Source organism: Pseudooceanicola marinus (genome assembly GCF_002786295.1).
Lineage (GTDB): Bacteria > Pseudomonadota > Alphaproteobacteria > Rhodobacterales > Rhodobacteraceae > Pseudooceanicola > Pseudooceanicola marinus.
In genome coordinates this window covers 366,100-391,290 of sequence record NZ_PGTC01000018.1, presented here as the reverse complement: position 1 = coordinate 391,290, position 25,191 = coordinate 366,100, and the positions used below count along the sequence as shown (strand labels likewise).

Below are 25,191 nucleotides of genomic sequence, written 5' to 3'. Positions count from 1 at the left end.
ACGGGCGACCGTTGCAAGAGAACAGGCCCGAGGGGCCGGAGCGGGGCCTCCCCCGCGCCAACGACAGAGTAAAGGACGGGACCTGAGCCGATGCTGAGACGCCTGCACCACGAACAGCCGGAGAGCTTCGCCTTCACCGAGGCGAACATGAAATGGGCCGAGGGCCAGATTTCGAAGTATCCGGAAGGCCGTCAGGCCTCTGCCATCATCCCGCTGCTGTGGCGCGCCCAGGAGCAGGAAGGCTGGCTGAGCCAGCCTGCGATCGAATACGTGGCCGACCTTCTGGGCCTGGCCTATATTCGCGCGCTGGAGGTTGCGACCTTCTACTTCATGTTCCAGCTGCAGCCCACGGGCTCGGTCGCGCATATCCAGATCTGCGGCACCACCACCTGCATGATCTGCGGCGCTGAGGACCTGATCGGGGTCTGCAAGGAAAAGATCGCGCCGAAGGCGCACGCGCTGTCCGCCGACGGCAAGTTCTCCTGGGAAGAAGTCGAATGCCTGGGCGCCTGCGCCAATGCGCCGATGGCCCAGATCGGCAAGGACTACTACGAGGATCTGACCGCCGAGGGTCTGGCCAAGCTGCTGGACCAGCTGGCCGCAGGCGAGGTGCCGACCCCGGGGTCCGAGATCGGTCGTTTCTCCTCCGAGCCGGCGGGTGGACCCGTGGCGCTGAAGCAATGGGCCGACGACAAGCTGGAGCATAACGCCTCCGTCGCGTTGGCCGTCGAACTGGGCGACACCGTCAAGCGGATCGACGGCACCGAGGTGCCGATCCTGACCCCCTGGCTGAACGCCAAGCCCGCGACGAAGCCCGAAGGCCCGGCTGAAAAGCCCGTGGTCGAGCAGGAGGCGACGCCCGCAGCCGGCAAGCCCGCCGACGAGACCGGCGTGACCAAGCAGGCCGCCGAGGCGGAAGCCACTGGCAAGCCCGAACCCGCGATTTCCGTCGAGGCGATCGAAGCGGCGGGCGAGGGAGAGAAGCCCGAGGCGCTGGACGGTCCGCGCGACGGCAAGGCCGACAACCTGAAGGAAATCTCCGGCGTCGGGCCGAAGCTGGAAAGCGTGCTGAACGAGATCGGCATCTACCACTTCGACCAGATCGCCGCCTGGGATGCGGCACAGGTCGCCTGGGCGGACCAGAACCTGGTCGGCTTCAAGGGCCGGGTCAGCCGTGACGATTGGGTGGGGCAGGCGCAGGCGCTGGCCTCCGGCGACAAGGACAAGTGAACTAGGTCATGGCGATGATGAGCAGCGATCTTTGCAGGACGACGGGGCAGGCGCTTGGCGCTGCTCTGGCGCTTGCGCTGCTCATCGGTCTGACCGCCCCGCTGGGGTTCCTGGGCGCGCTGGTGCTGGCCGTTCTGGTCGGTGCGGGCCTGGTGATCGGACTGCAACGCTTCGTCTGTCAGGACAACGCGGGGCAGGGGCCCGTGGCAACCGCCGGAACGCAGGCCGCCGATGCGGTCGCGGCGCCGCGTGGTGAGGTCCAGCCGGGCCCGGCAGCGCGTAAGGCGCCCGAGGCCGAGGGGATTGCCGCGCCGGTCGCGACACGTGCCGAGGCGGCCCCGGAAGACGCCGAGGCGGCCCCTGCCGCTGCCAAGCCGTCCGCTGCCGCGCCTGCCGCTACGCCGGATGACCTGCAGCAGCTGAAGGGCGTGGGGCCCAAACTGGCCGAGGCGCTGGCCGCTGCCGGGATCACCCGGTTCGATCAGATCGCCGCCTGGACCGAGGCCGACCTGGCCTGGGTCGACGAGAACGTGAAAGGTGCCCGGGGCCGGGCCAGCCGTGACGGCTGGATCGCCCAGGCGCAAGAGCTGTCCGCCGCCAATGGGGCGGGCTGAGGAATGGAGATGACGGAAGACAGGGCAAAAGACCTGGAGCTGGCCCGCAAGGGGCGCCTGGTGGGAATCGTGATCGCGGTGACCATGGTGCTCTGGATGGCGCTTCAGGTCGTGGGCGGCCAGCTTGGCCTGCCTGAACGTTTCGTCTTCCTGTTCGATTTTGCCGCCATTGCCGCCTTCGTCTGGGCGCTGGTGGTTGTGGCGCAGATCTGGCGTGCGCGCCGGGATGACAAAGGGTAAGACATGCTCAAGGATCAGGATCGTATCTTTACCAATCTCTACGGCATGAACGACCGCACGCTGAAAGGCGCGCAGGCACGTGGCCATTGGGATGGCACCGCGGGCATTCTTGCCAACGGGCGCGACTGGATCATCCAGCAGGTGAAGGATAGCGGGCTGCGCGGCCGTGGCGGCGCGGGCTTCCCCACCGGGCTGAAGTGGTCCTTCATGCCGAAGGAAAGCGACGGCCGGCCCGCCTATCTGGTGGTCAACGCCGACGAATCCGAGCCCGCGACCTGCAAGGACCGCGAGATCATGCGCCACGATCCGCATACGCTGATCGAGGGCTGCCTGATTGCCGGTTTCGCGATGAACGCGGTCGCGGCCTATATCTACATCCGCGGCGAATACATCCGCGAGAAGGAAGCCCTGCAGGCGGCCATCGACGAGGCCTACGAGGCCGGTCTGATCGGCAAGAACGCCAGCAAGTCGGGATATGACTTCGACATCTACCTGCACCACGGGGCAGGGGCCTACATCTGCGGCGAGGAAACCGCGCTGATCGAAAGCCTGGAAGGCAAGAAGGGCATGCCACGGATGAAGCCGCCGTTCCCGGCCGGTGCCGGCCTCTATGGCTGCCCGACCACGGTGAACAACGTCGAATCCATCGCCGTCGTGCCCACCATCCTGCGCCGCGGCCCGGAATGGTTCAGCAGCTTCGGCCGTCCGAACAACGCCGGCACCAAGCTGATGGCGCTGACCGGCCACGTGAACACGCCCTGCGTCTTCGAAGAGCAGATGTCGCTTTCGGTCCGTGAGATCATCGAGACCCACGGCGGCGGCATTCGCGGCGGCTGGGACAACCTGAAGGCCATCATCCCCGGTGGCGCCTCCTGCCCGGTTCTGCCGAAGGAGAAGCTGGAAGACGCGATCTTCGACTTCGACTGGATGCGTCAGAACCAGTCGAGCTTCGGCACCGGCTGCATGATCGTCATGGACAACTCCGTCGACGTGGTGAAGGCCGTGTGGCGCCTGGCCAAATTCTTCAAGCATGAGAGCTGCGGCCAGTGCACGCCCTGCCGCGAAGGCACCGGCTGGATGATGCGGGTCATGGATCGCCTGGTGACCGGCGAGGCCGAGCCGGAAGAGATCGACATGCTGCTGGACGTGACCAAGCAGGTCGAGGGCCACACCATCTGCGCCCTGGGCGACGCGGCCGCCTGGCCGATCCAGGGCCTGATCCGCCACTTCCGCGACGAGATCGAGGACCGGATCAAGCGCCAGAAGACCGGCCGGTCCACCACCATCCTGACCGCGGCGGAATGATCGCATGATGACCCTGTCCGCCTCCAAGATCGCGACCCGGCTGGCCCTCGTGGCCTGCGTCGGGCTGAGCCTGAGCGCCTGCTCGCGGCTGACCCCCTGGGCCAGCAGCAACCGTCCGGTGTTCGACGGGCAATACTTCCGCGCCAAGGTGGCCTTCGAGAAGGAGTCCCCTGCGGCCTTCACCGTCACCGTCCGCGACGCAGGCAAGAGCCTGGCCGGTGCGCGCGAGGCGGGACGCCTGGAGGCGACCACCCACTGCATCGCATACTTCGGTGACAGCCGGATCGAATGGGGCGCCAGCAATCCCGATGCCGAGGAGGGCGCGCTGCTCTTCCAGGACGGGTCGCTGGTCATGTCCGGAACCTGCCGCGGATGGTGATCCGCGCCGCATATCCCCCGGCCCAGCGGGCCGCGATCCGTCCGGGGCCGTCCGGCACGGGCCTCGCGGCGCGGGCGGGATCTGCGGTGCTGCGCCGCGTCTTGGGCGGTCTTCGGCGCATGGGCGCCCACGCGCGGGCCCTGCTATTGAATAGCAAGGCGTCGGATCTCGATCTGCGGGGGATCACCCCGCAGAAAGGACATCCCATGAAACCTGCATTCTCCGCCTTTGCCCCTGTTGCCGCCACCGCGCTGGCCCTCACCCTGGTCCTGCCCGGCGCCGCGCGTGCCAGCAATGACCTGCCGCCCCTGCGCGAGGTCGAGGAGATCGACCGCAACATGCTCTGGGTCGCCCTGGCGATCGAGATCAGCGACAAGTGCGATCAGATCGCGCCGCGCAACCTCAAGGGGCTGCTGGTGCTGAACGACCTGCGCGGCCAGGCCCGTAACCTGGGCTATTCGAACGCGCAAATCGAGGAATACGCCACCAGCGATGCCGAAAAGGCGCGCATGCGCGAGCTGGGCGAGCAATACGTGAAATCCCAAGGACTGGACCCCGATGTCTCGGCGGACCTGTGCAGCCTCGGCAGCGCCGAGATCGCACGGAACAGCCGGATCGGCGCCCTCTTGAAAGCAAAGTGAGCACCCATGTCTGACCTTCGCAAGATCATCATCGACGACCAGGAGATCGAGGTCGATCCGGCCCTGACGCTGCTGCAGGCCTGTGAACAGGCCGGGATCGAGGTGCCGCGCTTCTGCTACCACGAACGTCTGTCCATCGCCGGCAACTGCCGCATGTGCCTGGTCGAGGTCGTCGGCGGCCCGCCGAAGCCCGCCGCGTCCTGCGCGATGCAGGTCAAGGACATGCGCCCCGGTCCCGACGGCGCGCCGCCGGTCATCAAGACCACCTCGCCGATGGTGAAGAAGGCGCGCGAAGGCGTGATGGAGTTTCTGCTGATCAACCACCCGCTGGATTGCCCGATCTGCGACCAGGGCGGTGAATGCGACCTGCAGGACCAGGCGATGGCCTATGGCGTCGACTTCTCCCGCTACCGCGAGGCGAAGCGGGCGACCGACGACCTGGACCTGGGCCCGCTGGTCGAGACCCACATGACCCGCTGCATCTCCTGCACGCGCTGCGTGCGCTTCACGACCGAGGTCGCGGGCATCAGCCAGATGGGCCAGACCGGGCGCGGCGAAGATGCTGAGATCACCAGCTACCTGAACGAGACGCTGAACTCGAACCTGCAGGGCAACATCATCGACCTGTGCCCCGTGGGCGCGCTGGTGTCGAAACCCTACAGCTTCACCGCCCGTCCCTGGGAGCTGACCAAGACCGAGAGCATCGACGTGATGGACGCGCTCGGCTCCAGCATCCGCGTGGACACCAAGGGGCGCGAAGTCATGCGTTTCCTGCCGCGCAACCATGATGGCGTGAACGAGGAATGGATTTCCGACAAGACTCGCTTCGTCTGGGACGGCTTGCGCCGTCAGCGCCTCGACCGTCCCTATGTGCGCGTCGACGGCAAGCTGAAGCCGGCCACCTGGCCTGAGGCGCTGGCCGCCGCGGCGAGTGCGATGAAGGGCAAGAAGATCATGGGCCTGGTCGGTGACCTGGCCTCCACCGAGGCGGCCTTCGCCCTGAAGGAGCTGGTGACCAGCCTGGACGGCGAGGTAGAATGTCGAGTCGATGACGCCAAGCTGCCCGCCGGCAACCGCTCGGCCTATGTCGGCACGGCTAAGATAGAGGACCTGGATAGCGCCCGGAACGTCTTCCTGGTCGGCACCAACCCCGCCGTCGAGGCGCCGGTGCTGAACGCCCGGATCCGCAAGGCCTGGCTGAAGGGCGCGACCGTGACGATGATCGGCGAAGATGCCGATCTGACCTACGAACACGCCCATGCCGGCGACGGTCGCACCGCCCTGACCGATGCCGCCAAGGGTGTCTCGGACGAGGTGAAGGATGCACCGTCGGTCGTCGTGGTGGGGCAGGGCGCCCTGACCGCCGAGGATGGCGCCGATGTTCTGGCTGCCGCCCAGGCCCTGGCCGAGGCAACTGGCTCGAAATTCATGGTTCTGCACACCGCCGCCTCGCGCGTCGGTGCGATGGACCTGGGCGCCGTCTCGGAAGGGGGCATTGCCTATGCCGCCTCCGCCGAGGTGGTCTATAACCTGGGCGCCGACGAGATCGAGATCCCCGAGGGTCCCTTCGTGATCTACCAGGGCAGCCATGGCGACCGCGGCGCACACCGCGCCGACGTGATCCTGCCGGGCGCGGCCTACACTGAGGAAAACGGCCTGTTCGTGAACACCGAAGGTCGTCCCCAACTGGCCATGCGCGCGGGCTTCGCCCCCGGCGACGCCAAGGAAAACTGGGCGATCCTGCGGGCCCTGTCGGCCGAGCTGGACGCGACGCTGCCCTTCGACAGCCTTGCGCAGCTTCGCCAGAAGCTGGTCGCCGCGGTGCCGCACCTGGCCAAGATCGACCAGGTGCCGGAAAACGACTGGACCCCGGTCAGCGGCAAGGCCCTGGGCAGCGCGCCCTTCGGCTCGCCCATCCGCGACTTCTACCTGACCAACCCGATCGCCCGTGCGTCGGAAGTCATGGCGGAACTGTCGAAGATGGCGGCAGACCGCGCCGCTGCGCCGATGGCGGCTGAATGAAGGTTTCCGCGATCATAGGTTCCGGGGCCCTCGCGGTCCTCAGCGGGTGCGGTACGCCCTGCGCCGGTCCGGAGGGCAGCTGCGCGTCGCAGCCCGCCACCCGTGCCGCGCAGATGCCGGCCGCCGCGCTGGCCTATGACGGGATCGAGACCCGCCTTCTGGATGGGGACCTGGTGAATTTCCACGTCTCCATGCGGGGGGCGCGCGGGCCCGAGGATGTCTCGGACTACGCGGAATGTGCGGCGGCGCAATATGCGCTGATCCGCGGCTACGGATTTGCAAGACATCTGCGCACAAATGTCGCCGAGGTCTCTGGTCACTGGGAAGCAGATGCGGTTTATACCGTCTCGGCAGCCCTGCCCGAGGGTTTGCGCACGATCGATGCGGAAGTTGTCGCTGCGCATTGCGCGGAAAACGGAATACCGACGGTGTGAGGACACATGGCTGAGTTTTTCACCTCTAACCCGCTAGGCATCCTACTGACGATTGTTGGACAGGTGCTTTTGATCGTGGTGCCCCTGCTGGTGTGCCTCGCCTTTCTGCTTTATGCGGATCGCAAGGTCTGGGCTGCTGTCCAGCTGCGTCGCGGACCCAACGTGGTCGGCGTCTTCGGTCTGCTGCAGAGCTTCGCCGACTTCGGCAAGTATATCCTGAAGGAGGTCGTGGTGCCGGCGGGCGCCGACAAGTTCGTCTTCTTCCTGGCACCCCTGATGAGCTTTGTCCTGGCGATGGTCGCCTGGGCGGTCATCCCCTTCAACGATGGCTGGGTCCTGTCGGACATCAACGTGGCGATCCTCTATGTCTTCGCCGTCTCCTCGCTTGAGGTCTACGGCGTGATCATGGGGGGCTGGGCGTCCAACTCGAAATATCCCTTCCTGGGGTCGCTGCGCTCTGCCGCGCAGATGATCTCCTACGAGGTGTCGCTGGGTCTGATCATCATCGGCATCGTCATCTCGACCGGCTCGATGAACTTCGGTGACATCGTGGCGGCGCAGGATACAGGCTACGGCATCTTCAGCTGGTACTGGCTGCCACACTTCCCGATGCTCTTCCTCTTCCTGATCTCGGCCCATGCCGAAACCAACCGCCCGCCCTTCGACCTTCCGGAAGCGGAATCGGAACTGGTGGCCGGTTACCAGGTGGAATACAGCTCGACCCCGTTCCTGCTGTTCATGATCGGGGAATATGTCGCCATCGTGCTGATGTGCGCGCTGACCACCACGCTGTTCTTCGGCGGCTGGCTGTCGCCAATCCCGGGTCTGCCTGACGGCTTCCTGTGGTTCTTCGGCAAATGCGCGCTGGTGTTCTTCATCTTCGCCCTGACCAAGTCGGTGGTGCCGCGTTACCGCTACGACCAGCTGATGCGCATCGGCTGGAAGGTCTTCCTGCCGCTGTCGCTGGGCTGGGTCGTGCTGGTGGCGTTCCTCGCGAAATTCGAACTCTTCGGCGGTGCCTATGCCCGCTGGATGATTGGAGGCTGATCATGGCAAGCGTCGACTACACCCGCGCCGCCAAGTACTTCCTGCTGATGGACATCTTCAAAGGCTTCAAGATGGGCCTGAAGTACCTGGTGAAGCCGAAAGCCACGCTGAACTACCCGCATGAAAAGGGGCCGCTGTCGCCCCGCTTCCGCGGTGAACATGCGCTGCGTCGCTACCCCAACGGGGAAGAGCGCTGCATCGCCTGCAAGCTGTGCGAGGCGATCTGCCCCGCGCAGGCCATCACCATCGACGCCGAACCGCGTGAAGACGGCTCCCGCCGGACCACGCGCTACGACATCGACATGACGAAGTGCATCTACTGCGGCTTCTGCCAGGAAGCCTGCCCGGTGGATGCCATCGTCGAGGGCCCGAACTTCGAGTTCGCGACCGAAACCCGGGAGGAGCTGTTCTACGACAAGGACAAGCTTCTGGATAACGGCGCCCGCTGGGAAGCCGAGATCGCCCGCAACCTGGAGCTGGACGCGCCGTACCGATGATCTGTTCCAGGGGACATACGACAGGGAAGGGGGGCGCCCGTGGCTGACTCCCAGAACCCGTTCGAGATGTTCATCCGGCATGCCCAGGACATGGCCAAGTCCATGAACCCGGCGCTGGAGAGCTTCACCCCCAAGGGGTTCGAGGCGCTCTGGCCGACGATGCCCAAGGAATGGATGGAGTTCGCCTTCGGCAACACCGTCAACAAGGATGGGCTGGACGCAAAGACCCGCCTGTTCCTGACCCTCGCGGGTCTGACGATGCAGGGCGCACAGGCCGAAAGCCAGTTGCGCGTCACCGTGCGCCACCTTCTGGAGGCGGGCGCGAAGAAACAAGAAATCGCCGAGGCCATCGCACAGATGTCGATGTTCGCCGGTATTCCCGCCATGACCAAGGCCGCCCAACTGGCGAAAGAGGTCATGGACGAGCAAGAGGATGATGAGACATGACTGTCGCCGCCTTCTCCTTTTACCTTTTCGCGCTCTGCGTGCTGGCCGGTGGCCTGTTCACGGTGATCTCGCGAAACCCGGTGCATTCGGTGCTGTGGCTGATCCTGTCGTTCCTCAGCGCGGCGGGCCTCTTCGTCCTGCTGGGCGCCGAGTTCGTCGCGATGCTGCTGGTCATCGTCTACGTCGGGGCAGTCGCCGTGCTGTTCCTCTTCGTGGTGATGATGCTGGATGTCGACTTCGCCGAGCTTAAGGCGGAAATGGCCAAGTACATGCCGCTGGCGCTGCTGATCGGTGTGATCCTGCTGATGCAGTTCGGCCTGGCCTTCGGGTCCTGGACCGAGGCGGAAACGGCAAAGGCCGCGCGCCTGGCCGTCGCGCCCACGGATGTGCAGAACACCGCGGCCCTGGGCCTGCTGATCTACGAACAGTACTTCCTGGTCTTCCAGCTGGCGGGCATGGTCCTGCTGGTCGCGATGATCGGGGCGATCGTGCTGACCCTGCGCCACCGTCCGAACGTCAAGCGCCAGAACGTGCTGCACCAGATGTGGCGCGACCCGGCCAAGGCGATGGAACTGAAAGATGTGAAACCGGGGCAGGGGCTTTGAGCCTCTGACCGGTGTCAGATTGGCCCCGGGTGCGCCCGGGGCGAAATAAACCCGGAGCAGGCCGAGGCCGGCTTCAAAGAAATTGAAAAGCGACCCCGGACCGATCCGGGGGAGGGAAACGGGACAGCGATGAGCATTGCCAGCTGGATAGCCATCATTTTCGCGGGCGTCTTCCTGCCCGTCACCGTTGGCCTCGCCAAGGGCTGCAAGGCGGGACCGAAAGCAGAAGGAGACCGCGGATGATCGGAATCGAACATTACCTCACGGTGGCGGCGGCGCTGTTCGTCATCGGGATCTTCGGGATCTTCCTGAACCGGAAGAACGTGATCATCCTGCTGATGAGCATCGAACTGATCCTGCTGTCGGTGAACATCAACCTTGTGGCCTTCTCCAGCTTCCTCGGGGATCTCGCCGGCCAGGTCTTCACCCTTTTCGTCCTGACGGTGGCCGCAGCGGAGGCGGCGATCGGGCTTGCCATTCTCGTCTGCTTCTTCCGCAACCGCGGCACCATCGCCGTGGAAGACGTCAACGTGATGAAAGGCTGAGCCCATGGTCCCCATCATTCTTCTCGCGCCGCTTGTCAGCGCCATCATCGCCGGCTTCGGCTGGCGGCTGATCGGCGTGAAGGGCGCGCAGATCCTCACGACCGGCGTTCTGTTCCTGATCTGCCTGCTCAGCTGGATCACCTTCTTCACCACCCCCGATGAGGCGCAGCACATCGAACTGCTGCGCTGGATCGAAAGCGGCTCGCTCTCGACCTCCTGGGGCATTCGCCTGGACCGGCTGACCTCGATCATGCTGATCGTGGTGACCACCGTCTCGGCGCTCGTGCACCTCTACAGCTTCGGCTACATGGCGCATGACGAGAACTTCAAGGAGGGCGAGGAATATCGCCCCCGCTTCTTCGCCTACCTGTCCTTCTTCACCTTCGCGATGCTGTCGCTGGTGACCTCGGACAACCTGGTGCAGATGTTCTTCGGCTGGGAAGGCGTGGGCGTCGCCTCCTACCTGCTGATCGGCTTCTACTACAAGAAACCCTCGGCGGGCGCGGCGGCCATGAAGGCCTTCGTGGTGAACCGGGTCGGTGACTTCGGCTTCCTGCTGGGCATCATGGGCCTGTTCTTCCTGACCGACAGCATCTCGCTGGACGTGATCTTTGCCTCGGGTGCGATCCTGGGTGAGACGACGCTGCACTTCCTGTGGCGCGACTGGAACGCGGCGAACCTGATTGCCTTCCTGCTGTTCATCGGTGCGGCCGGTAAATCGGCACAGCTGTTCCTGCACACCTGGCTGCCGGACGCGATGGAAGGCCCGACGCCCGTGTCGGCGCTGATCCACGCGGCCACCATGGTCACCGCGGGTGTCTTCATGATCTGCCGCATGTCGCCGATCATGGAATACGCCCCCGAAACCATGGCCTTCATCACCTTCATCGGCGCGACCACGGCCTTTTTCGCCGCGACCGTCGGCCTGGTGCAGAACGACATCAAGCGCGTCATCGCCTATTCGACCTGTTCCCAGCTGGGCTACATGTTCGTGGCGGCTGGCGTCGGCGTCTACTCCGCCGCAATGTTCCACCTGCTGACCCACGCCTTCTTCAAGGCGATGCTGTTCCTCGGCGCCGGCTCGGTCATCCACGCGATGCACCACGAGCAGGACATGCGGAACTACGGCAACCTGCGGAAGAAGATCCCCTACACCTTCGCCGCGATGATGATCGGCACGCTGGCCATCACCGGCGTCGGCATCCCGCTGACCCACATCGGTTTCGCCGGCTTCCTGTCGAAGGATGCGATCATCGAGAGCGCCTATGCAGGCACCCAGGGCGGCTATGCCTTCTGGATGCTGGTGATCGCCGCGCTGTTCACCTCCTTCTACTCCTGGCGCCTGATCTTCATGACCTTCTACGGTCCCGCGAAGGGCGACAAGCACACGCATGACCACGCGCATGAAAGCCCGATGGTCATGCTGATCCCGCTGGGCGTGCTGTCCCTTGGCGCGATCTTCTCGGGCATGCTGTGGTACGGTCAGTTCTTCGGCGATCATGACAAGGTCAACAGCTTCTTCGGGATCCCGCATCACGTCGAAGCCGCGGCTGAAGGCCATGGCGCAGAAGGCGAGGGCGCGGCGCTGACGACCGAAGCGCAGGCCACCGAGGAGGCCGCGGAGGACCACGGCACCGCGGCGGCAGATGCCGGTCACGCCGTGGCCACGGGCGAGGCACCGCAGGGCGCGATCTACATCTCGGCCGACAACCACGTCATGGACGAGGCGCACCATGCCCCCACCTGGGTCAAGGTCAGCCCCTTCATCGCCATGCTGATCGGTTTCGTCACCGCCTGGGTCATGTACATCAAGCAGCCCGGCCTGCCGGCCCGCGTGGCCGAGGTGAACCGCCCGCTGTACCTGTTCCTGCTGAACAAGTGGTACTTCGACGAAATCTACAACTTCATCTTCGTGCGGCCCGCGGCGTGGCTTGGCCGGCTGTTCTGGAAAGGCGGTGACGGCAAGATCGTCGACGGCGGTATCAACGGGCTGGCCATGGGGATCATTCCCTTCTTCACCCGCCTCGCTGGTCGCGCGCAGTCCGGCTACATCTTCACCTACGCCTTTGCGATGGTCATCGGCATCGCGGTCTTCGTAACCTGGATGACGCTCACCGGAGGGGCGGAATAATGAGCAATCTTCTCTCCATCGTCACATTCATGCCCGCGATCGCCGCGGTGATCCTGGGCGTGTTCCTCCGGGGCGAGGACAAGGCGGCACAGCGTAACGCGAAGTGGGTGGCGCTGATCGCCACCACGCTGACCTTCCTGGTGTCGCTGTTCATCCTGGCGGGTTTCGATCCGGCGGATACCGGCATGCAGTTCGTGGAGGAACGCGACTGGCTCCTGGGTCTGCAATACAAGATGGGCGTTGACGGGATCTCGGTCCTCTTCGTCCTGCTGACCACCTTCATCATGCCGCTGACCATCTGGTCCTCCTGGGAAGTGAAAACCCGGGTGAAGGAATACATGATGGCCTTCCTGCTGCTGGAGACCCTGATGCTGGGTGTCTTCATGGCGCTGGACCTGGTGCTGTTCTACCTCTTCTTCGAGGCCTCGCTGATCCCGATGTTCCTGATCATCGGTATCTGGGGCGGCAAGAACCGCATCTACGCCTCGTTCAAGTTCTTCCTCTACACCTTCCTCGGGTCGGTCCTGATGCTGGTCGCGATGGTGGCGATGTTCGCCGACGCGGGCACCACCGACATCCCGACGCTGATGGCGCATGAGTTCAGCTCCTCGCCGGTCACCGTTCTGGGCATGACCATCACCGGCGGCATGCAGACGCTGCTGTTCGTGGCCTTCTTCGCCTCCTTCGCGGTGAAGATGCCGATGTGGCCGGTGCACACCTGGCTGCCCGACGCCCACGTGCAGGCGCCGACCGCCGGGTCGGTCATCCTGGCCGCGATCCTGCTGAAGATGGGCGGCTACGGCTTCCTGCGCTTCAGCCTGCCGATGTTCCCGGTGGGGGCCGACGTGATGTCGACCTTTATCCTGGCGATCTCGGCCATCGCGATCGTCTACACCTCGCTGGTGGCGCTGGTGCAGGAAGACATGAAGAAGCTGATCGCCTACTCCTCGGTCGCCCACATGGGCTACGTGACCATGGGCATCTTCTCCGCCAACCAGCAGGGCCTCGACGGCGCCATCTTCCAGATGCTGTCGCACGGCTTCATCTCGGGCGCGCTCTTCCTCTGCGTCGGTGTGATCTACGACCGGATGCACACCCGCGAAATCGACGCCTACGGCGGCCTGGTGAACCGGATGCCGGCCTATGCGATGATCTTCATGTTCTTCACCATGGCCAACGTCGGCCTGCCGGGCACCTCCGGCTTCATCGGGGAATTCCTGACCCTGGTCGGCGTCTTCCAGGTGAACACCTGGATCGCCCTGATCGCTGCCTCCGGCGTGATCCTGTCCGCCTCCTACGCGCTGTTCCTCTACCGTCGGGTCGTCATGGGTGACCTGATCAAGGAAAGCCTGCGGTCGATCACCGATATGAAGGCCCGCGAGAAGTGGATCTTCGCGCCGCTGGTCGCCATGACCCTTCTGCTGGGGGTCTACCCCAGCCTCGTGATGGACATCATCGGCCCGTCGGTCGGGGTGCTCGTCGACAACCATGAAACCGCGCTGGCCGCTGCGGATCGCCTCGGCGATACCGGTGCCACCGTGGCCGCATCGCACTGAACCGGAGGCCAAGAGACAATGCTTCAGGCTGATCTGAATGTCATCCTGCCGGAAATCGTTCTGGCAATTTACGCGATGCTCGCGCTGGTCGGTGCGGTCTACACCGGCAAGGACAAGCTGACGGCGCCCCTGACCTGGGCGACCGCCGCCGTCTTCGTCCTGCTGGGCCTGTGGATCGCCGGTCGCGACGTGGCCGACCTGGCCTTCGGCGGGTCCTTCCACGCCGACGGCTTCGCCAAGTTCGCCAAGGTGGCGGTGCTGTTCTCCGCCGCGGCCGTTCTGGTGATGGGGCAGGACTACCTCGCCCGTCGCAAGGTGACCAACTTCGAATACCCCGTGCTGGTGGCCCTGTCGGTCCTCGGCATGATGGTGATGGTCTCCGCCGGGGATCTGATCGTGCTCTACATGGGCCTCGAACTGATGTCGCTGGCCCTCTACGTCGTGGCCTCGATGCGCCGTGACAGCATCAAGTCGACGGAATCCGGCCTGAAGTACTTCGTGCTGGGCTCGCTGTCCTCGGGCATGCTGCTTTACGGGGCCTCGCTGGTCTACGGCTTCTCGGGCACCACGCTGTTCTCGGGCATCATCCAGGCTGCTGAAGACGGTCGCGCGCCTCTGGGCCTGTTGTTCGGTGTCGTCTTCATGATCGCCGGCATGTCCTTCAAGGTCTCGGCCGTGCCGTTCCACATGTGGACGCCGGACGTCTACGAAGGCGCGCCGACGCCGATCACCGCCTTCTTCGCCACCGCGCCGAAGGTCGCCGCCATGGCCCTGTTCGCCCGCGTGACGCATTCCGCCTTTGGCGGCATCGTTGCCGACTGGCAGCAGATCATCGCGCTGATCGCCGTGCTGTCGATGTTCCTCGGCTCCATCGCCGCCATTGGCCAGACCAACATCAAGCGCCTGATGGCCTATTCCTCGATCACCCACATGGGCTTCGCCCTGATGGGCCTGGCCGCAGGCACCGCCTTCGGCGTGCAGGCGATGCTGATCTACATGGCCATCTACGTGGTGATGAATATCGGCGTCTTCGCCTTCATCCTGACCATGGAACGCGACGGACAGCCGGTCACTGACATCGCCGCGCTGAAGATGTATTCGACGGCCTACCCGGGCCGGGCGCTGGCGCTGCTGATCCTGATGTTCTCGCTGGCAGGCGTGCCGCCTCTGGTCGGCTTCTTCGGGAAGTTCTACGTGCTGCGCGCCGCCTATGACGCCGGCCTGATCTGGCTGGCCGTGCTGGGCGTGGTCGCCTCGGTCATCGGTGCCTTCTACTATCTGCGCATCGTCTACTTCATGTACTTCGGCGAGGCCGAGGAGCCGCTGGACAAGCCGAAGGGCGCGATCCTCTGGGGCTTCCTCATGGCCTCCGCCGCGATCATGCTGCTTGGCGTGGTGAACCTCTTCGGGATCGAGGGCATGGCCCAGGCCGCCTCGCTCGCCCTGGTGAACTGAGCCTGACGTGACGGCCCTTGACAGCTGGCCATCCGGTATCGACCGGGTGGTCCTGGCAGAGACCACATCGACTTTGGACGAGGCCAGAACCCGCTTTGCCGCGGGTCTGGCCTCACCGCTTTGGATCCTGGCGCTGAACCAGACCGCCGCGCGTGGTCGGCGCGGGCGGCCTTGGGTACACCCCAGGGGCAACTTCGCGGCCTCCCTGGTGCTGCCCCTGCAGGCCGGCCCGCAGGAGATGGCCCTGCGCAGCTTCACCACATCGCTGGCCCTGCATGACGCGCTGGTCGCCCTGACCGGCCGGGCCGAGGCCTTCGCGCTGAAATGGCCCAACGACGTACTGCTGCACGGCGGCAAGCTGGCGGGGATCCTGCTGGAGACGCTGAGCCGGGGCAATCGCCCGGCGGCGCTGAACATCGGCATCGGCGTCAACCTGGCCCAGGCCCCCGAGGCGGGGGAGGTCGAGGCGCGCGCGCTGCGGCCCGTGTCGCTGTCGGGGGAGCTGGGCGTCGCCGTCCCCCCCGAAGACATGCTGAACGCCTTGGCGCCCGCCCATGCGCATTGGGAAGCGGTGCTGACCAGCCGGGGCTTTGCGCCGGTGCGCGACGCCTGGCTGGCCCGCGCCGCGCGCCTGGGCGAAGAGGTGACGGCACGTTTCGGCACACATGAGCTGACGGGCATCTTCGAAACGGTGGACGCGCAGGGGCAACTTGTGCTTTCCACCGGCGGCAAGCGCCATGCGGTGGCGGCGGCGGATATCCACTTCGGAACCGACGGCCACGCCTGAGGGGGAGGGAACTTATGCTTCTGGCAATCGACTGCGGCAACACCAACACCGTGTTCTCCATCTGGGATGGCGAGCGGTTCCTGTGCACGCTGCGCACCTCGACCGAACATCAGCGGACGGCGGATCAGTATTACGTCTGGCTGTCCACGCTGCTGGCGCACCACAGGATCCCGATGGACATCGACGCGGTCATCATCTCCTCGACCGTGCCGCGCGTGGTCTTCAACCTGCGGGTCCTGGCGGATCGCTATTTCAACTGTCGCCCGCTGGTGGTGGGCAAGCCCGAATGCGGCCTGCCGGTGGAGCCGCGGGTGGACGAGGGCACACAGGTCGGCCCCGACCGGCTGGTGAACGCCGCAGGTGCCTATGACCGCTACGGCGGGGACCTGATCGTCGTCGATTTCGGCACCGCCACCACCTTCGACGTGGTGGGGCAGGACGGCGCCTATGTGGGCGGTGTCATCGCGCCGGGCGTCAACCTGTCGCTGCAGGCCCTGCACGAGGCAGCCGCCGCGCTGCCCCATGTGGACGTCACCAAGCCGCAGAAGGTTATCGGCACGAACACCGTCGCCTGTATGCAAAGCGGGGTCTTCTGGGGCTATGTCGGCCTCGTCCGGGGCATCTGCGACCAGATCAAGGGCGAATATGAACGGCCCATGACGATTATCTCGACCGGGGGGCTTGCACCCCTGTTCCAGCAGGGCGATACGCTGTTCGACCATTTCGATGAGTTCCTGACCATCCACGGCCTCAGGATCATCCACGACCACAACCAGTCATTGGGGACCGCATGAGCAACGAACGGCTGATCTACCTGCCTCTGGGCGGCGCCGGCGAAATCGGCATGAACGCCTACGTCTACGGCTATGGCGAACCCGGGCAGGAGCGGCTGATCCTGGTCGACATGGGCGTGGCCTTCCCGGATATGGACACCACCCCGGGGGTCGACATCATCTTTGCCGATATCTCCTGGCTGGAACAGAACCGCGATCGGCTGGAGGCGGTGTTCATCACCCACGCCCACGAGGACCACGTCGGTGCCGTCGGCCACCTGTACGACCGTCTCGGCCAGCCGAAGATCTACGCCCGTGCCTTCACCGCCAATATCGCCCGCGGCAAGCTGGCGGAATACGGCGTGGCGGACGATGCGGTGACCACCGCCTCCGCCTGGCCGGAACAGATCAAGGTGGGGCCCTTCAAGATCGGTTTCCTGCCGATCTCCCACTCCATCCCCGAAAGCTCGGGCCTGGTGATCGACACCAACGCGGGCCGCGTGCTGCACACCGGCGATTTCAAGCTGGACCGCAATCCGCTGGTCGGTGAGGCCTGGGATCCGGATCTCTGGGCCGACGTGGCCAAGGGCGGCGTCAAGGCGCTGGTCTGCGACAGCACCAACGTCTTCAGCCCGAACCCCGGCCGCTCCGAGGCCGAGGTGGGCCCCGAGGTCGAGAAGCTGATCGCCGAAGCCAAGTACATGGTTGTCGCCACGACCTTTGCTTCCAATGTGGCCCGGGTCCGCACCCTGGCCGAGGCCGCCGAACGCGCGGGCCGGTCGATCTGCCTGATGGGCCGCGCGATGCGTCGCATGGTCGAGGCGGGTCTGGAAACCGGAGTGCTGTCCAGCTTCCCCACCGTGGTCAGCCCGGAAGAGGCGCGCGATATCCCGCGCGAGAACCTGATGCTGCTGGTCACCGGCAGCCAGGGCGAACGCCGGGCAGCCTCCGCCCAGCTGGCGCGCGGCAAGCATCACGGCATGACCCTGAAGGAAGGGGACCTGTTCCTCTTCTCCTCGAAGACCATTCCGGGCAACGAGAAGGGCGTCATCGCCATCATGAACCAGCTGAGCGAGCTGGGCGTGGATGTGGTCGACGACAGTTCGGGGCGCTACCACGTGTCCGGCCATGCCAACCGTCCGGACCTGGAAACCATGCATCGCGTGACGGATCCCCAGATGGTGATCCCGATGCACGGCGAACACCGCCACCTGCGCGAACACGCCAAGATCGCCATGGCCGCCGGCCGCGGCGCCGAGGTCTGCGTGAACGGCATGATGCTGGACCTGTCGGGCAATGCCCCCAAGGTGGTCGAGCATATCGAGACCGGGCGCACCTACCTCGATGGGTCGGTGCAGATCGGCTACCTGGACGGGGTCGTGCGCGACCGGATCCGGATGGCCCTGAACGGCCATGTCACCGTGACCGCCGTGCTGGATGAGCAGGACGAACCCCTGGGCGATCCCTGGTGCGACCTGATGGGCCTGCCGGAAACCGGCAAGTCCAAATCGCCGCTGTCGGACATCCTGGAACATGACCTCAGCCAGTTCCTGGGCCGGGCCGATGCCAAGACCCTGCGCGACGACGACAAGCTGGAAGAGGCCCTGCGCCGCATCGTGCGCAACTCCGCCAACGACGAGATCGGCAAGAAGCCCGAGGTCACGGTTGTGGTGTCGCGCCTGACCGCCTGATCAGCGCCTCGCGGGCGGCCAGTGCGGCCGCCTGCGCCGCCCCCTTACGCCCGTGCCCACGGGCGGTGACGCGGGCGAAATCGAGGTCATCGCCCGCGGTGACCAGTGGTGGGGCGCCCGCATGGGTCTCCTCCAACTCTGCCAGCAGGTTCAGAAGCGCCGGCGCCCGGTGTGCGACGGGCGCGAACTCCAGCCCCATGCGGCGGTCCGAGGACCAGCGCGGGCTGGCGCGGAAATGTCCCACATCCTCCAGTCGGAACAGCATGCGGCCCGGGGTGCCACCCGAGGCGCCGTAGTTGGCGACATGCATCGGCAGGCAGATCCCCGCGCCCCCCAGCGAAATATCCACCAGCATGGCGGAGATCGTCAGGTCGCCCATGGTCAGCGAGCAGGGGCGCCGCAGCGGATAGCGCGGAAAGCGCCGCCGGTTCTGCTGGTTCTGCGGCGGTAGAACGATGCTCATGCGCGTGGCCCTTTCCCGTGATGCCCTTCGGCCTGCCATAGCATCGGGAGCAGGGGTTACCTTTCCCTGAAGTCCTGCCGCTAGAGTGAGGCGAATTCAGCAGATCACAGAAGGGGGCAGGGGCCACGAAAAAGGCCGCCCGAAGGCGGCCTTGTCGATCTTCATGGAGGGGCGCCTCAGCTGGCGCGACGCTCGTCGAAGGACAGCGCGATGAAGCTGGGCAGGTGGTCGCCCATGCCGACCACGGCCTTGTCGTTGCCACGGCCCTTGCCGCCGCGCGAGGACGACCCGCGCGACCGGTCGGAGCCGCCGCCGCGGTTGTCCTGACGGTCGTTGCGCTCGGCCTTCGGCTCATTGCGGGGCTGTTCGGCAGCCTCGGCCTTGGCAGGGGCCGCAGGAGCCTTGTCCTCGGCCTTGGGCGCCTCTGCGGCGGCCTCGGTCACGGCCTCGGGGGTCGGGGTCTGCTCTTCGTTAGGCTTGCGCGAGCGCGAACGGGTGCGCGACCGGCTGGGCTTGCCCTCGGGCTTGGCGTCCTTTGCCTCTTCACCAGCGGTCTCGGGGGCCTCCGCCTTGGGGGCGGATTTCACGCCCGGCAGTTCCAGGCGCGGGATCTCGCGCTCCACCAGCTTTTCGATGTCGGCCAGGTTCTTCTCGTCGCGGGGCACGCAGATCATTACCGCCTTGCCCTTGCGCCCGGCGCGGCCGGTGCGGCCGATGCGGTGCACGTAGTCCTCGGAATGCGAGGGCACGTCGAAGTTGAACACGTGAGAGACCGAGGGCACGTCGAGACCGCGCGCGGCCACGTCGGAAGCCACCAGGATCTTCAGCGAGCCGTCGCGGAAGCCGTCCAGCGTCTTGGTGCGGTGCGACTGGTCCAGATCGCCGTGGATCGGCGCAGCGTCATAGCCGTATTTCTTCAGCGACTTGGCGGTGACATCGACATCGGTCTTGCGGTTGCAGAACACGATGGCGTTGGTCAGGGCCTCGCCTTCCATGTCGATCAGCTGACGCAGGATGCGGCGCTTCTCGCTGCCTTCGCGGTCCTTGCGGCTGGGTTTGTACATCACCACCGATTGCTCGATGTTCTCGCCGGTGGTGGCCTGGCGGGCGACCTCGATCCGCTCAGGCGCGGAGAGGAAGGTGTTGGTGATGCGCTCGATCTCGGGCGCCATGGTGGCCGAGTAGAACATGGTCTGACGGGTGAAGGGCGTCAGCGAGAAGATGCGTTCGATGTCGGGGATGAAGCCCATGTCGAGCATCCGGTCGGCCTCATCCACCACCATCACCTCGACGCCGGTCAGCAGCAGCTTGCCGCGCTCGAAATGGTCCAGCAGGCGGCCGGGGGTGGCGATCAGCACGTCGACACCACGGTCGATCAGCGCGTCCTGCTCCTTGAAGGACACGCCGCCGATCAGCAGGGCCTTCGTCAGCTTCATGTACTTGGTGTACTGGTCGAAGTTCTCGGCCACCTGCGCGGCCAGTTCCCGCGTGGGGCAGAGCACCAGCGAACGCGGCATGCGAGCCCGCGCACGGCCCTTGGCCAGGCGGGTGATCATCGGCAGGGTGAAGGAGGCGGTCTTGCCGGTCCCGGTCTGCGCGATGCCCAGCACGTCCTTGCCCTTCAGGGCATGGGGAATCGCCCCGGCCTGGATGGGCGTCGGGGTTTCATACCCGGCGTCGGCGATGGCTTTGAGGACCTTCGGGTCCAGGTCGAGGTCAGAAAACTTGGTCATTTGTATCCGATCTATACGGACACATCTTGGCCCGTAGCGTCTAACGTCGTGGGGCAGAGCGCCCCCGCGCGCCTCACGGCATCGCGATTTACGTGCCGTCGCATACCTTAGACGGGCCAAAAGGTCAACGAGCGTGGGATCTTGTGACGCTGTCTGACACGAAACAGAGGGTTTCGCGCCGCCTCAGGCGCCCACATCGGGAAAATGGCGGGCCCGCAGGGCGGCAAAGTCCATGGTCACCTCGCGCAGCAGGCCTTCGGCGGCCAGCCGGTCGCGCAGGGCCGGGGTGTCGGCGCAGACCTCGTCGAAGAAGCGGCGCAGGCCGGGGTCCCCTTCGCTGTCCTCAAGGGTCGACAGCAATGTGTGCAGGTTGACCGATCCCGCGTCGGCCCGGCGCGGTGGTTTCAGCTCTGCCCGGTAGGCGCCGCGATCCAGGCGGAAGCGGTAATGGGCCTGCCAGTCCGCCCAGGACGTCGCGTGGAAATGCGCCACCGGGATCTCCGGCAGCTCTTGCTGGCCGGGGTCGGCCTCGCCCGCACTGAGGACCCGGTGGATTCGGAACCGGACATCGGGCAGCCCCCTGCGGACGAAGAGCTTACCCGCAACATGCGACAGCATCCCGCCATTCAGGAAGGCGCCGAACTCGGGGTAGATCCGTTCCGTTTGCGCATGGCGTTGCGCCAGGGGCAGGGAGAAGGCGCGCAGATGCACTGGCGCCTCCGTGTCTGATCCCTCCGCGTCGGGCCCCTGCTCCTCAGGGCGGTCGGGGCGGGCCAGCACCTCCATCGGGCGCATGCGGGCCGAGAGGACGTCGGGTGGCAGGGCCGCCAGGATCTCCGCCACGGGGCGGTCGGGCAGCAGGAACTCGTCTACGTCGATATGCGCCAGCCAGTCGTGCCGGTTCTTGGCGTTGTAGCAGTGGCTGGCGTTCAGGGTTTGGCGCATCTGGTGCTTGTCGGGGCGGCCGTCCCGCGCCACGCGCCGCCAGTAGCGGTCGTCGCATTGCATCGCGCGGATCTTCGGATGGGCCTTCAGGATCGGGTAGGCCGGGTCCTCCGGGTCATCCAGGTAGATGTGCAGCCTTGCCGCCCCCAGCTCCAGGTGCCAGGCGGCGAAGGACAGCACCTCTTCGACCGGCGCCTTGACGGTGGCGACGGCGGCCCAGCTGTCGCTCATGCCGGCTGCTCCTCCGGCAGACGCCCGAAGACCCGGCGACAGCAGTCGTCCAGCTCCAGGTCGCGGGTCAGCAGCATGCCGTATTGTCCCAGCCTCTCCCGCAGTTCGGGCGTGTCCGCGCAGACCTCCTCGTAAAGCTGGTGCAGCCCGGTTTCCCCCTCGCTCTCGCGCAGGAATTCGACCACGTCGTAAAGGCCGAAACGGTCGTCCTTCTTGCGGTAAGACCCTTCGGTCAGGCGGAAGTCCAGCTTCTCGCGGAACTCGGCCCAGGACCGGACATGGGCATGGCCCACGTAGCCGCCCAGCAGGACCGCGCGGTTCTGCACGTTGGCCCCGTTCAGGGTCAGGTGATGCACCGACAGGCGCACGTCCTCCAGCCCGGTGCGCACGATGACCTTGCCGGTCACATGACTGAGGAAGCCGCCCTTCAGATGGCCACCGAAGGTGGGATAGACGGCGGCCAGGGCGTATTTCTCATGCCCCGCGTCGCGATCGGTCAGCTTGAAGTGCCGCTCGGACCCGGCCAGCATCTCGGCCGGGCGGATCTGCAGTGCGGCGATCTTGTCGGGCAGATGGGCCAGCACCCAGTTCATCGGCTGCGGCGGCATCAGGTATTCGTCAACGTCGATATGGGCGAGGAAATCCAGCTCGCTGGCGCGGTAGGCCAGGGTGGCATTGCGCAGCTGGCGCAGCTGGTGCGTTTCGGGGCGGGGTTTGTCCTGCGCCTGCCAGTAGGCCTCGTCGCACTGGGTCACGCGCACCCGGGGCTCGTCCCCGAAGAACTGCCCCACGACGGGATCGGGTTGATCCAGGTAGAGGTCGATCTGCGCCGCGCCTTCCTTCAGGTGATAGGCGGCGAAGCGGGCGATCCGCGCCAGTGGTGCCTTCACCGTGCTTACGACCCCCCAGCGGATCTTGTGCGGATCGTGTTCGATGCGCTGCCCGGCGGTGGAGGCCACGCGGGAGCGGTCGCTCACTCTCTTGATTTCGAACAGCTTCTTCGACTCGCGTGCGGTCTTGGTCTGCCGCGCCTCGCGCATCAGCTTGAACCGGCGGAAGACATTGCGGTCGTCCCCGTCCAAGAGCAACAACAGGCGTTGCGCCAGGGGCCAGATCACCGCGTCCTCCGAGGCGTCCTGCCACAGCCGGCCCAGCATGTTCACGTCCAGCCCACCGGAATGGATCGCATAGGCGTCCATCTTCAGCGCCAGGCGGCGCGGGCGCTTGCGGATCTCGGTGAAGGCCTCCCAGGGCTCAATGCCGGAATGCAGCCGCTCGGTTTCATAAAGCTTGATGGTGGAGAAGAGCACGGTCAGCGCCTGGCCCAGGCGCCGCTGCACCTCTGTCTCGCCATGGTCGGCGAAGGTGGTCACCGCCGAAATCAGCCAGCGCGCGTCCAGGTGTTCCAGCAGGAACTCCGGCTCTTCGCGCCACATGCGCAGGAACAGCGGCGCTGTCTGGGCGGGCTGGTCCCGCCGCCGCAGGCTGGCGATCAGCAGCCCGTGCAGGGCCAGCAGCTCTGGCTCGCCCTCGAACTGGGCCGACAACTCGCGCAGCTTGTAGGCGAAGGTGCTGTCGGAGGAGCGGAAGGGCTCTTCGACCGGGCGCACCAGCCGAGTCTTCAGTGGGGCAAAATCCAGATCCTCGGGGGGCAGGGCCTCGCCGGGGCCGAAGGTCATGGGCGCGCGGCGCCCTTCCATCTGGGTGATAACGCGGCGAAAACCGCCGTATGTCGAGGAGCCGCTCATGGCGCGACAATGCCCACTGGGCGGCTCCCCTGCAAGTCAGACCATCATCTCTTTCGTGGCCGACAGGGTGATGTCCGGGTAATCCCGGTCGACCCGGTCGATGTCCCACTGCAGGCGCGTCAGGTAGACGACGTCGCCGTCATGGTCGTAGGAAATGTGCTGCTTGTTGGCGTTGACGAACTTGTCGACCGCCAGGCGGTCCCCCTTCACCCAGCGGGCGGAGGTGAACTGCGACGGCTCGAACCGCACCGGCAGGCCGTATTCCATCTCGATCCGGCTGCCCAGCACCTCGAACTGCAACGCGCCGACGACGCCGACGATGAAGCCGGAGCCGATGGCGGGTTTGAAGACCTTGGCGGCGCCTTCCTCGGCGAACTGCATCAGCGCCTTTTCCAGGTGCTTGGCCTTCATCGGGTCACCCGCGCGGACGCTTTGCAGCAGTTCCGGCGCAAACGACGGGATGCCGCTGACGCGCAGCGCCTCGCCCTCGGTCAGCGTGTCGCCGATGCGCAGCTGGCCGTGGTTCGGAATGCCGATGATGTCGCCGGCCCAGGCTTCCTCGGCCAGTTCCCGGTCGGAGGCCAGGAACAGCACGGGGTTGGAGATCGACATGGGCTTCTTGGTGCGCACATGGGTCAGTTTCATGCCGCGCTTGAAGTGGCCCGACGCCATGCGCAGGAAGGCCACCCGGTCGCGGTGCTTGGGGTCCATGTTGGCCTGCACCTTGAAGACGAAGCCCGCGACCTTGGTTTCTTCCGGCGCGATCTGGCGCGGCTCGGCCGCCTGCACCTGCGGCTCGGGGCCGTAGGTGCCGATGCCGTCCATCAGCTCCTTCACTCCGAAGGAATTGATGGCGGATCCGAACCAGATCGGCGTCAGCGTCCCGTCCAGCAGGGCCTGACGGTCCAGCGGCGGCAACAGTTCGCGCGCCATCTCGACCTCTTCGCGCAGCTTCTCCAGCAGGTCGGCGGGGATGTGTTCATCCAGCTTGGGATCGTCCAGACCGTCGATGCGGATGGATTCCGCCACCCGGTTGCGGTCGGCGCGGTCCATCAGCTCCAGCCGGTCGTTCAGCATGTCGTAGCAGCCGAGGAAATCGCGGCCCATGCCGATGGGCCAGCTGGCCGGCGTCACGTCGATTGCCAAGTTCTCCTGGATCTCGTCGATGATGTCGAAGACCTCGCGGCTTTCACGGTCCATCTTGTTGCAGAAGGTCAGGATCGGCAGGTCGCGCAACCGGCAGACCTCGAACAGCTTCTGGGTCTGGCTCTCCACGCCCTTGGCCCCGTCGATCACCATGATCGCCGCATCCACCGCCGTCAGGGTGCGATAGGTGTCTTCGGAGAAGTCGCTGTGGCCGGGCGTGTCCACCAGGTTGAAGCGGAATTCCTTGAAATCGAAGGACATGGCGGAGGCCGAAACGGAAATGCCCCGGTCCTTCTCCATCTGCATGAAGTCCGACCGCGTCCGCCGCGCCTCGCCCTTGGCGCGCACCTGGCCGGCCATCTGGATGGCGCCGCCGTAGAGCAGGAATTTCTCCGTCAGGGTCGTCTTCCCCGCATCCGGGTGAGAGATGATGGCGAAGGTCCGGCGCCGGGCGATCTCGGGCGGCAATTTGGGGCGGTTGGAAGCGGTATCGAGCATGTTGCGGCGTATATCAGGGATCGGAAAA

The 25,191-nt window shown here is 65.7% G+C and carries 24 protein-coding genes; 19 read left to right on the top strand and 5 right to left on the bottom strand.

The window, feature by feature from the left end; genetic code table 11:
• The first annotated feature begins 90 nt into the window (after positions 1-90).
• The 19 genes from CVM50_RS15915 (at position 91) to CVM50_RS15825 (ending at position 18,399) form a co-directional block, all read left to right on the top strand.
• Positions 91-1,230 carry an NADH-quinone oxidoreductase subunit E gene (locus CVM50_RS15915; protein ID WP_085888419.1) on the top strand — a complete coding sequence of 380 codons (1,140 nt, stop codon included), beginning with the start codon at positions 91-93 and terminating at the stop codon, positions 1,228-1,230.
• 8 nt (positions 1,231-1,238) lie between these two features.
• Entirely contained in the window at positions 1,239-1,844 is a 606-nt protein-coding gene (locus CVM50_RS15910; RefSeq protein ID WP_085888418.1) for a helix-hairpin-helix domain-containing protein, read from the top strand.
• A gap of 3 nt (positions 1,845-1,847) precedes the next feature.
• On the top strand, positions 1,848-2,084 hold the full coding sequence (locus CVM50_RS15905) for a DUF5337 domain-containing protein (RefSeq protein WP_085888417.1): 237 nt from the start codon (positions 1,848-1,850) through the stop codon (positions 2,082-2,084).
• Between the two features lie 3 nt (positions 2,085-2,087).
• A complete protein-coding gene (gene nuoF, locus CVM50_RS15900; RefSeq protein WP_085888416.1) occupies positions 2,088-3,389 on the top strand; it encodes an NADH-quinone oxidoreductase subunit NuoF in 1,302 nt (433 codons plus the stop codon).
• 7 nt (positions 3,390-3,396) lie between these two features.
• Positions 3,397-3,768: a hypothetical protein gene (locus CVM50_RS15895; protein ID WP_085888415.1), complete on the top strand. Its 372-nt coding sequence runs from the start codon at positions 3,397-3,399 to the stop codon at positions 3,766-3,768.
• 206 nt (positions 3,769-3,974) lie between these two features.
• Entirely contained in the window at positions 3,975-4,409 is a 435-nt protein-coding gene (locus CVM50_RS15890; RefSeq protein WP_085888414.1) for a DUF5333 domain-containing protein, read from the top strand.
• Between the two features lie 6 nt (positions 4,410-4,415).
• A complete protein-coding gene (nuoG, locus tag CVM50_RS15885) occupies positions 4,416-6,431 on the top strand; it encodes an NADH-quinone oxidoreductase subunit NuoG (RefSeq protein ID WP_085888413.1) in 2,016 nt (671 codons plus the stop codon).
• Positions 6,428-6,865 carry a hypothetical protein gene (locus CVM50_RS15880; protein WP_085888412.1) on the top strand — a complete coding sequence of 146 codons (438 nt, stop codon included), beginning with the start codon at positions 6,428-6,430 and terminating at the stop codon, positions 6,863-6,865. The genes nuoG and CVM50_RS15880 overlap by 4 nt, the downstream gene beginning before the upstream one ends.
• Before the next feature lie 6 nt (positions 6,866-6,871).
• Positions 6,872-7,912 carry an NADH-quinone oxidoreductase subunit NuoH gene (nuoH, locus tag CVM50_RS15875; RefSeq protein ID WP_085888411.1) on the top strand — a complete coding sequence of 347 codons (1,041 nt, stop codon included), beginning with the start codon at positions 6,872-6,874 and terminating at the stop codon, positions 7,910-7,912.
• Between the two features lie 2 nt (positions 7,913-7,914).
• Positions 7,915-8,409, top strand: a complete 495-nt coding sequence (nuoI, locus tag CVM50_RS15870) for an NADH-quinone oxidoreductase subunit NuoI (protein WP_085888410.1) — start codon at positions 7,915-7,917, stop codon at positions 8,407-8,409.
• Positions 8,410-8,448: 39 nt separating this feature from the next.
• Positions 8,449-8,856 (top strand): carboxymuconolactone decarboxylase family protein, encoded by a 408-nt coding sequence (locus CVM50_RS15865; protein WP_085888409.1) that lies wholly within the window; start codon positions 8,449-8,451, stop codon positions 8,854-8,856.
• Positions 8,853-9,461 (top strand): NADH-quinone oxidoreductase subunit J, encoded by a 609-nt coding sequence (locus tag CVM50_RS15860; protein WP_085888408.1) that lies wholly within the window; start codon positions 8,853-8,855, stop codon positions 9,459-9,461. Before CVM50_RS15865 ends, CVM50_RS15860 begins: the two co-directional genes overlap by 4 nt.
• Before the next feature lie 239 nt (positions 9,462-9,700).
• Positions 9,701-10,006 (top strand): NADH-quinone oxidoreductase subunit NuoK, encoded by a 306-nt coding sequence (gene nuoK, locus CVM50_RS15855; protein WP_010141392.1) that lies wholly within the window; start codon positions 9,701-9,703, stop codon positions 10,004-10,006.
• Between the two features lie 4 nt (positions 10,007-10,010).
• On the top strand, positions 10,011-12,137 hold the full coding sequence (gene nuoL, locus CVM50_RS15850; RefSeq protein ID WP_085888407.1) for an NADH-quinone oxidoreductase subunit L: 2,127 nt from the start codon (positions 10,011-10,013) through the stop codon (positions 12,135-12,137).
• Positions 12,137-13,693 (top strand): NADH-quinone oxidoreductase subunit M, encoded by a 1,557-nt coding sequence (locus CVM50_RS15845; RefSeq protein WP_085888406.1) that lies wholly within the window; start codon positions 12,137-12,139, stop codon positions 13,691-13,693. The genes nuoL and CVM50_RS15845 overlap by 1 nt, the downstream gene beginning before the upstream one ends.
• A gap of 18 nt (positions 13,694-13,711) precedes the next feature.
• On the top strand, positions 13,712-15,148 hold the full coding sequence (nuoN, locus tag CVM50_RS15840; protein ID WP_085888405.1) for an NADH-quinone oxidoreductase subunit NuoN: 1,437 nt from the start codon (positions 13,712-13,714) through the stop codon (positions 15,146-15,148).
• Positions 15,149-15,155: 7 nt separating this feature from the next.
• On the top strand, positions 15,156-15,935 hold the full coding sequence (locus CVM50_RS15835; protein ID WP_085888404.1) for a biotin--[acetyl-CoA-carboxylase] ligase: 780 nt from the start codon (positions 15,156-15,158) through the stop codon (positions 15,933-15,935).
• A gap of 14 nt (positions 15,936-15,949) precedes the next feature.
• On the top strand, positions 15,950-16,729 hold the full coding sequence (locus tag CVM50_RS15830; RefSeq protein ID WP_085888403.1) for a type III pantothenate kinase: 780 nt from the start codon (positions 15,950-15,952) through the stop codon (positions 16,727-16,729).
• Complete coding sequence (locus CVM50_RS15825) at positions 16,726-18,399, top strand: ribonuclease J (protein WP_085888402.1); 1,674 nt, start codon at positions 16,726-16,728, stop codon at positions 18,397-18,399. Before CVM50_RS15830 ends, CVM50_RS15825 begins: the two co-directional genes overlap by 4 nt.
• Here the strand turns inward: CVM50_RS15825 and CVM50_RS15820 are convergent.
• The 5 genes from CVM50_RS15820 to CVM50_RS15800 all read right to left on the bottom strand — a co-directional run bounded on the left by CVM50_RS15820 (position 18,368) and on the right by CVM50_RS15800 (position 25,163).
• Positions 18,368-18,862 (bottom strand): PilZ domain-containing protein, encoded by a 495-nt coding sequence (locus tag CVM50_RS15820; protein WP_157792203.1) that lies wholly within the window; start codon positions 18,860-18,862, stop codon positions 18,368-18,370. The two genes, CVM50_RS15825 and CVM50_RS15820, sit on opposite strands and share 32 nt — an antisense overlap.
• 176 nt (positions 18,863-19,038) lie before the next feature.
• Positions 19,039-20,595, bottom strand: a complete 1,557-nt coding sequence (locus tag CVM50_RS15815) for a DEAD/DEAH box helicase (protein ID WP_085888400.1) — start codon at positions 20,593-20,595, stop codon at positions 19,039-19,041.
• Positions 20,596-20,778: 183 nt separating this feature from the next.
• On the bottom strand, positions 20,779-21,771 hold the full coding sequence (locus CVM50_RS15810) for a glycosyltransferase family 2 protein (RefSeq protein WP_085888399.1): 993 nt from the start codon (positions 21,769-21,771) through the stop codon (positions 20,779-20,781).
• A complete protein-coding gene (locus CVM50_RS15805) occupies positions 21,768-23,450 on the bottom strand; it encodes a glycosyltransferase family 2 protein (protein ID WP_232618268.1) in 1,683 nt (560 codons plus the stop codon). The genes CVM50_RS15810 and CVM50_RS15805 overlap by 4 nt, the downstream gene beginning before the upstream one ends.
• Positions 23,451-23,555: 105 nt before the next feature.
• Positions 23,556-25,163, bottom strand: a complete 1,608-nt coding sequence (locus CVM50_RS15800) for a peptide chain release factor 3 (protein WP_085888397.1) — start codon at positions 25,161-25,163, stop codon at positions 23,556-23,558.
• Positions 25,164-25,191 lie beyond the last annotated feature (28 nt).

Bases quoted from the DNA above. Each gene is read 5' to 3' on its own strand.
- CVM50_RS15910 (WP_085888418.1), top strand. From the start codon at position 1,239: ATGGCGATGATGAGCAGCGATCTTTGCAGGACGACGGGGCAGGCGCTT.
- CVM50_RS15820 (WP_157792203.1), bottom strand. From the start codon at position 18,862: ATGAGCATCGTTCTACCGCCGCAGAACCAGCAGAACCGGCGGCGCTTT.
- CVM50_RS15890 (WP_085888414.1), top strand. From the start codon at position 3,975: ATGAAACCTGCATTCTCCGCCTTTGCCCCTGTTGCCGCCACCGCGCTG.
- nuoF (WP_085888416.1), top strand. From the start codon at position 2,088: ATGCTCAAGGATCAGGATCGTATCTTTACCAATCTCTACGGCATGAAC.
- CVM50_RS15830 (WP_085888403.1), top strand. From the start codon at position 15,950: ATGCTTCTGGCAATCGACTGCGGCAACACCAACACCGTGTTCTCCATC.
- nuoL (WP_085888407.1), top strand. From the start codon at position 10,011: ATGGTCCCCATCATTCTTCTCGCGCCGCTTGTCAGCGCCATCATCGCC.
- CVM50_RS15915 (WP_085888419.1), top strand. From the start codon at position 91: ATGCTGAGACGCCTGCACCACGAACAGCCGGAGAGCTTCGCCTTCACC.
- CVM50_RS15880 (WP_085888412.1), top strand. From the start codon at position 6,428: ATGAAGGTTTCCGCGATCATAGGTTCCGGGGCCCTCGCGGTCCTCAGC.
- CVM50_RS15810 (WP_085888399.1), bottom strand. From the start codon at position 21,771: ATGAGCGACAGCTGGGCCGCCGTCGCCACCGTCAAGGCGCCGGTCGAA.
- CVM50_RS15905 (WP_085888417.1), top strand. From the start codon at position 1,848: ATGGAGATGACGGAAGACAGGGCAAAAGACCTGGAGCTGGCCCGCAAG.
- nuoG (WP_085888413.1), top strand. From the start codon at position 4,416: ATGTCTGACCTTCGCAAGATCATCATCGACGACCAGGAGATCGAGGTC.
- CVM50_RS15860 (WP_085888408.1), top strand. From the start codon at position 8,853: ATGACTGTCGCCGCCTTCTCCTTTTACCTTTTCGCGCTCTGCGTGCTG.
- CVM50_RS15805 (WP_232618268.1), bottom strand. From the start codon at position 23,450: ATGACCTTCGGCCCCGGCGAGGCCCTGCCCCCCGAGGATCTGGATTTT.
- CVM50_RS15895 (WP_085888415.1), top strand. From the start codon at position 3,397: ATGACCCTGTCCGCCTCCAAGATCGCGACCCGGCTGGCCCTCGTGGCC.
- CVM50_RS15845 (WP_085888406.1), top strand. From the start codon at position 12,137: ATGAGCAATCTTCTCTCCATCGTCACATTCATGCCCGCGATCGCCGCG.
- nuoK (WP_010141392.1), top strand. From the start codon at position 9,701: ATGATCGGAATCGAACATTACCTCACGGTGGCGGCGGCGCTGTTCGTC.
- CVM50_RS15815 (WP_085888400.1), bottom strand. From the start codon at position 20,595: ATGACCAAGTTTTCTGACCTCGACCTGGACCCGAAGGTCCTCAAAGCC.
- CVM50_RS15825 (WP_085888402.1), top strand. From the start codon at position 16,726: ATGAGCAACGAACGGCTGATCTACCTGCCTCTGGGCGGCGCCGGCGAA.
- CVM50_RS15800 (WP_085888397.1), bottom strand. From the start codon at position 25,163: ATGCTCGATACCGCTTCCAACCGCCCCAAATTGCCGCCCGAGATCGCC.
- nuoN (WP_085888405.1), top strand. From the start codon at position 13,712: ATGCTTCAGGCTGATCTGAATGTCATCCTGCCGGAAATCGTTCTGGCA.
- nuoI (WP_085888410.1), top strand. From the start codon at position 7,915: ATGGCAAGCGTCGACTACACCCGCGCCGCCAAGTACTTCCTGCTGATG.
- nuoH (WP_085888411.1), top strand. From the start codon at position 6,872: ATGGCTGAGTTTTTCACCTCTAACCCGCTAGGCATCCTACTGACGATT.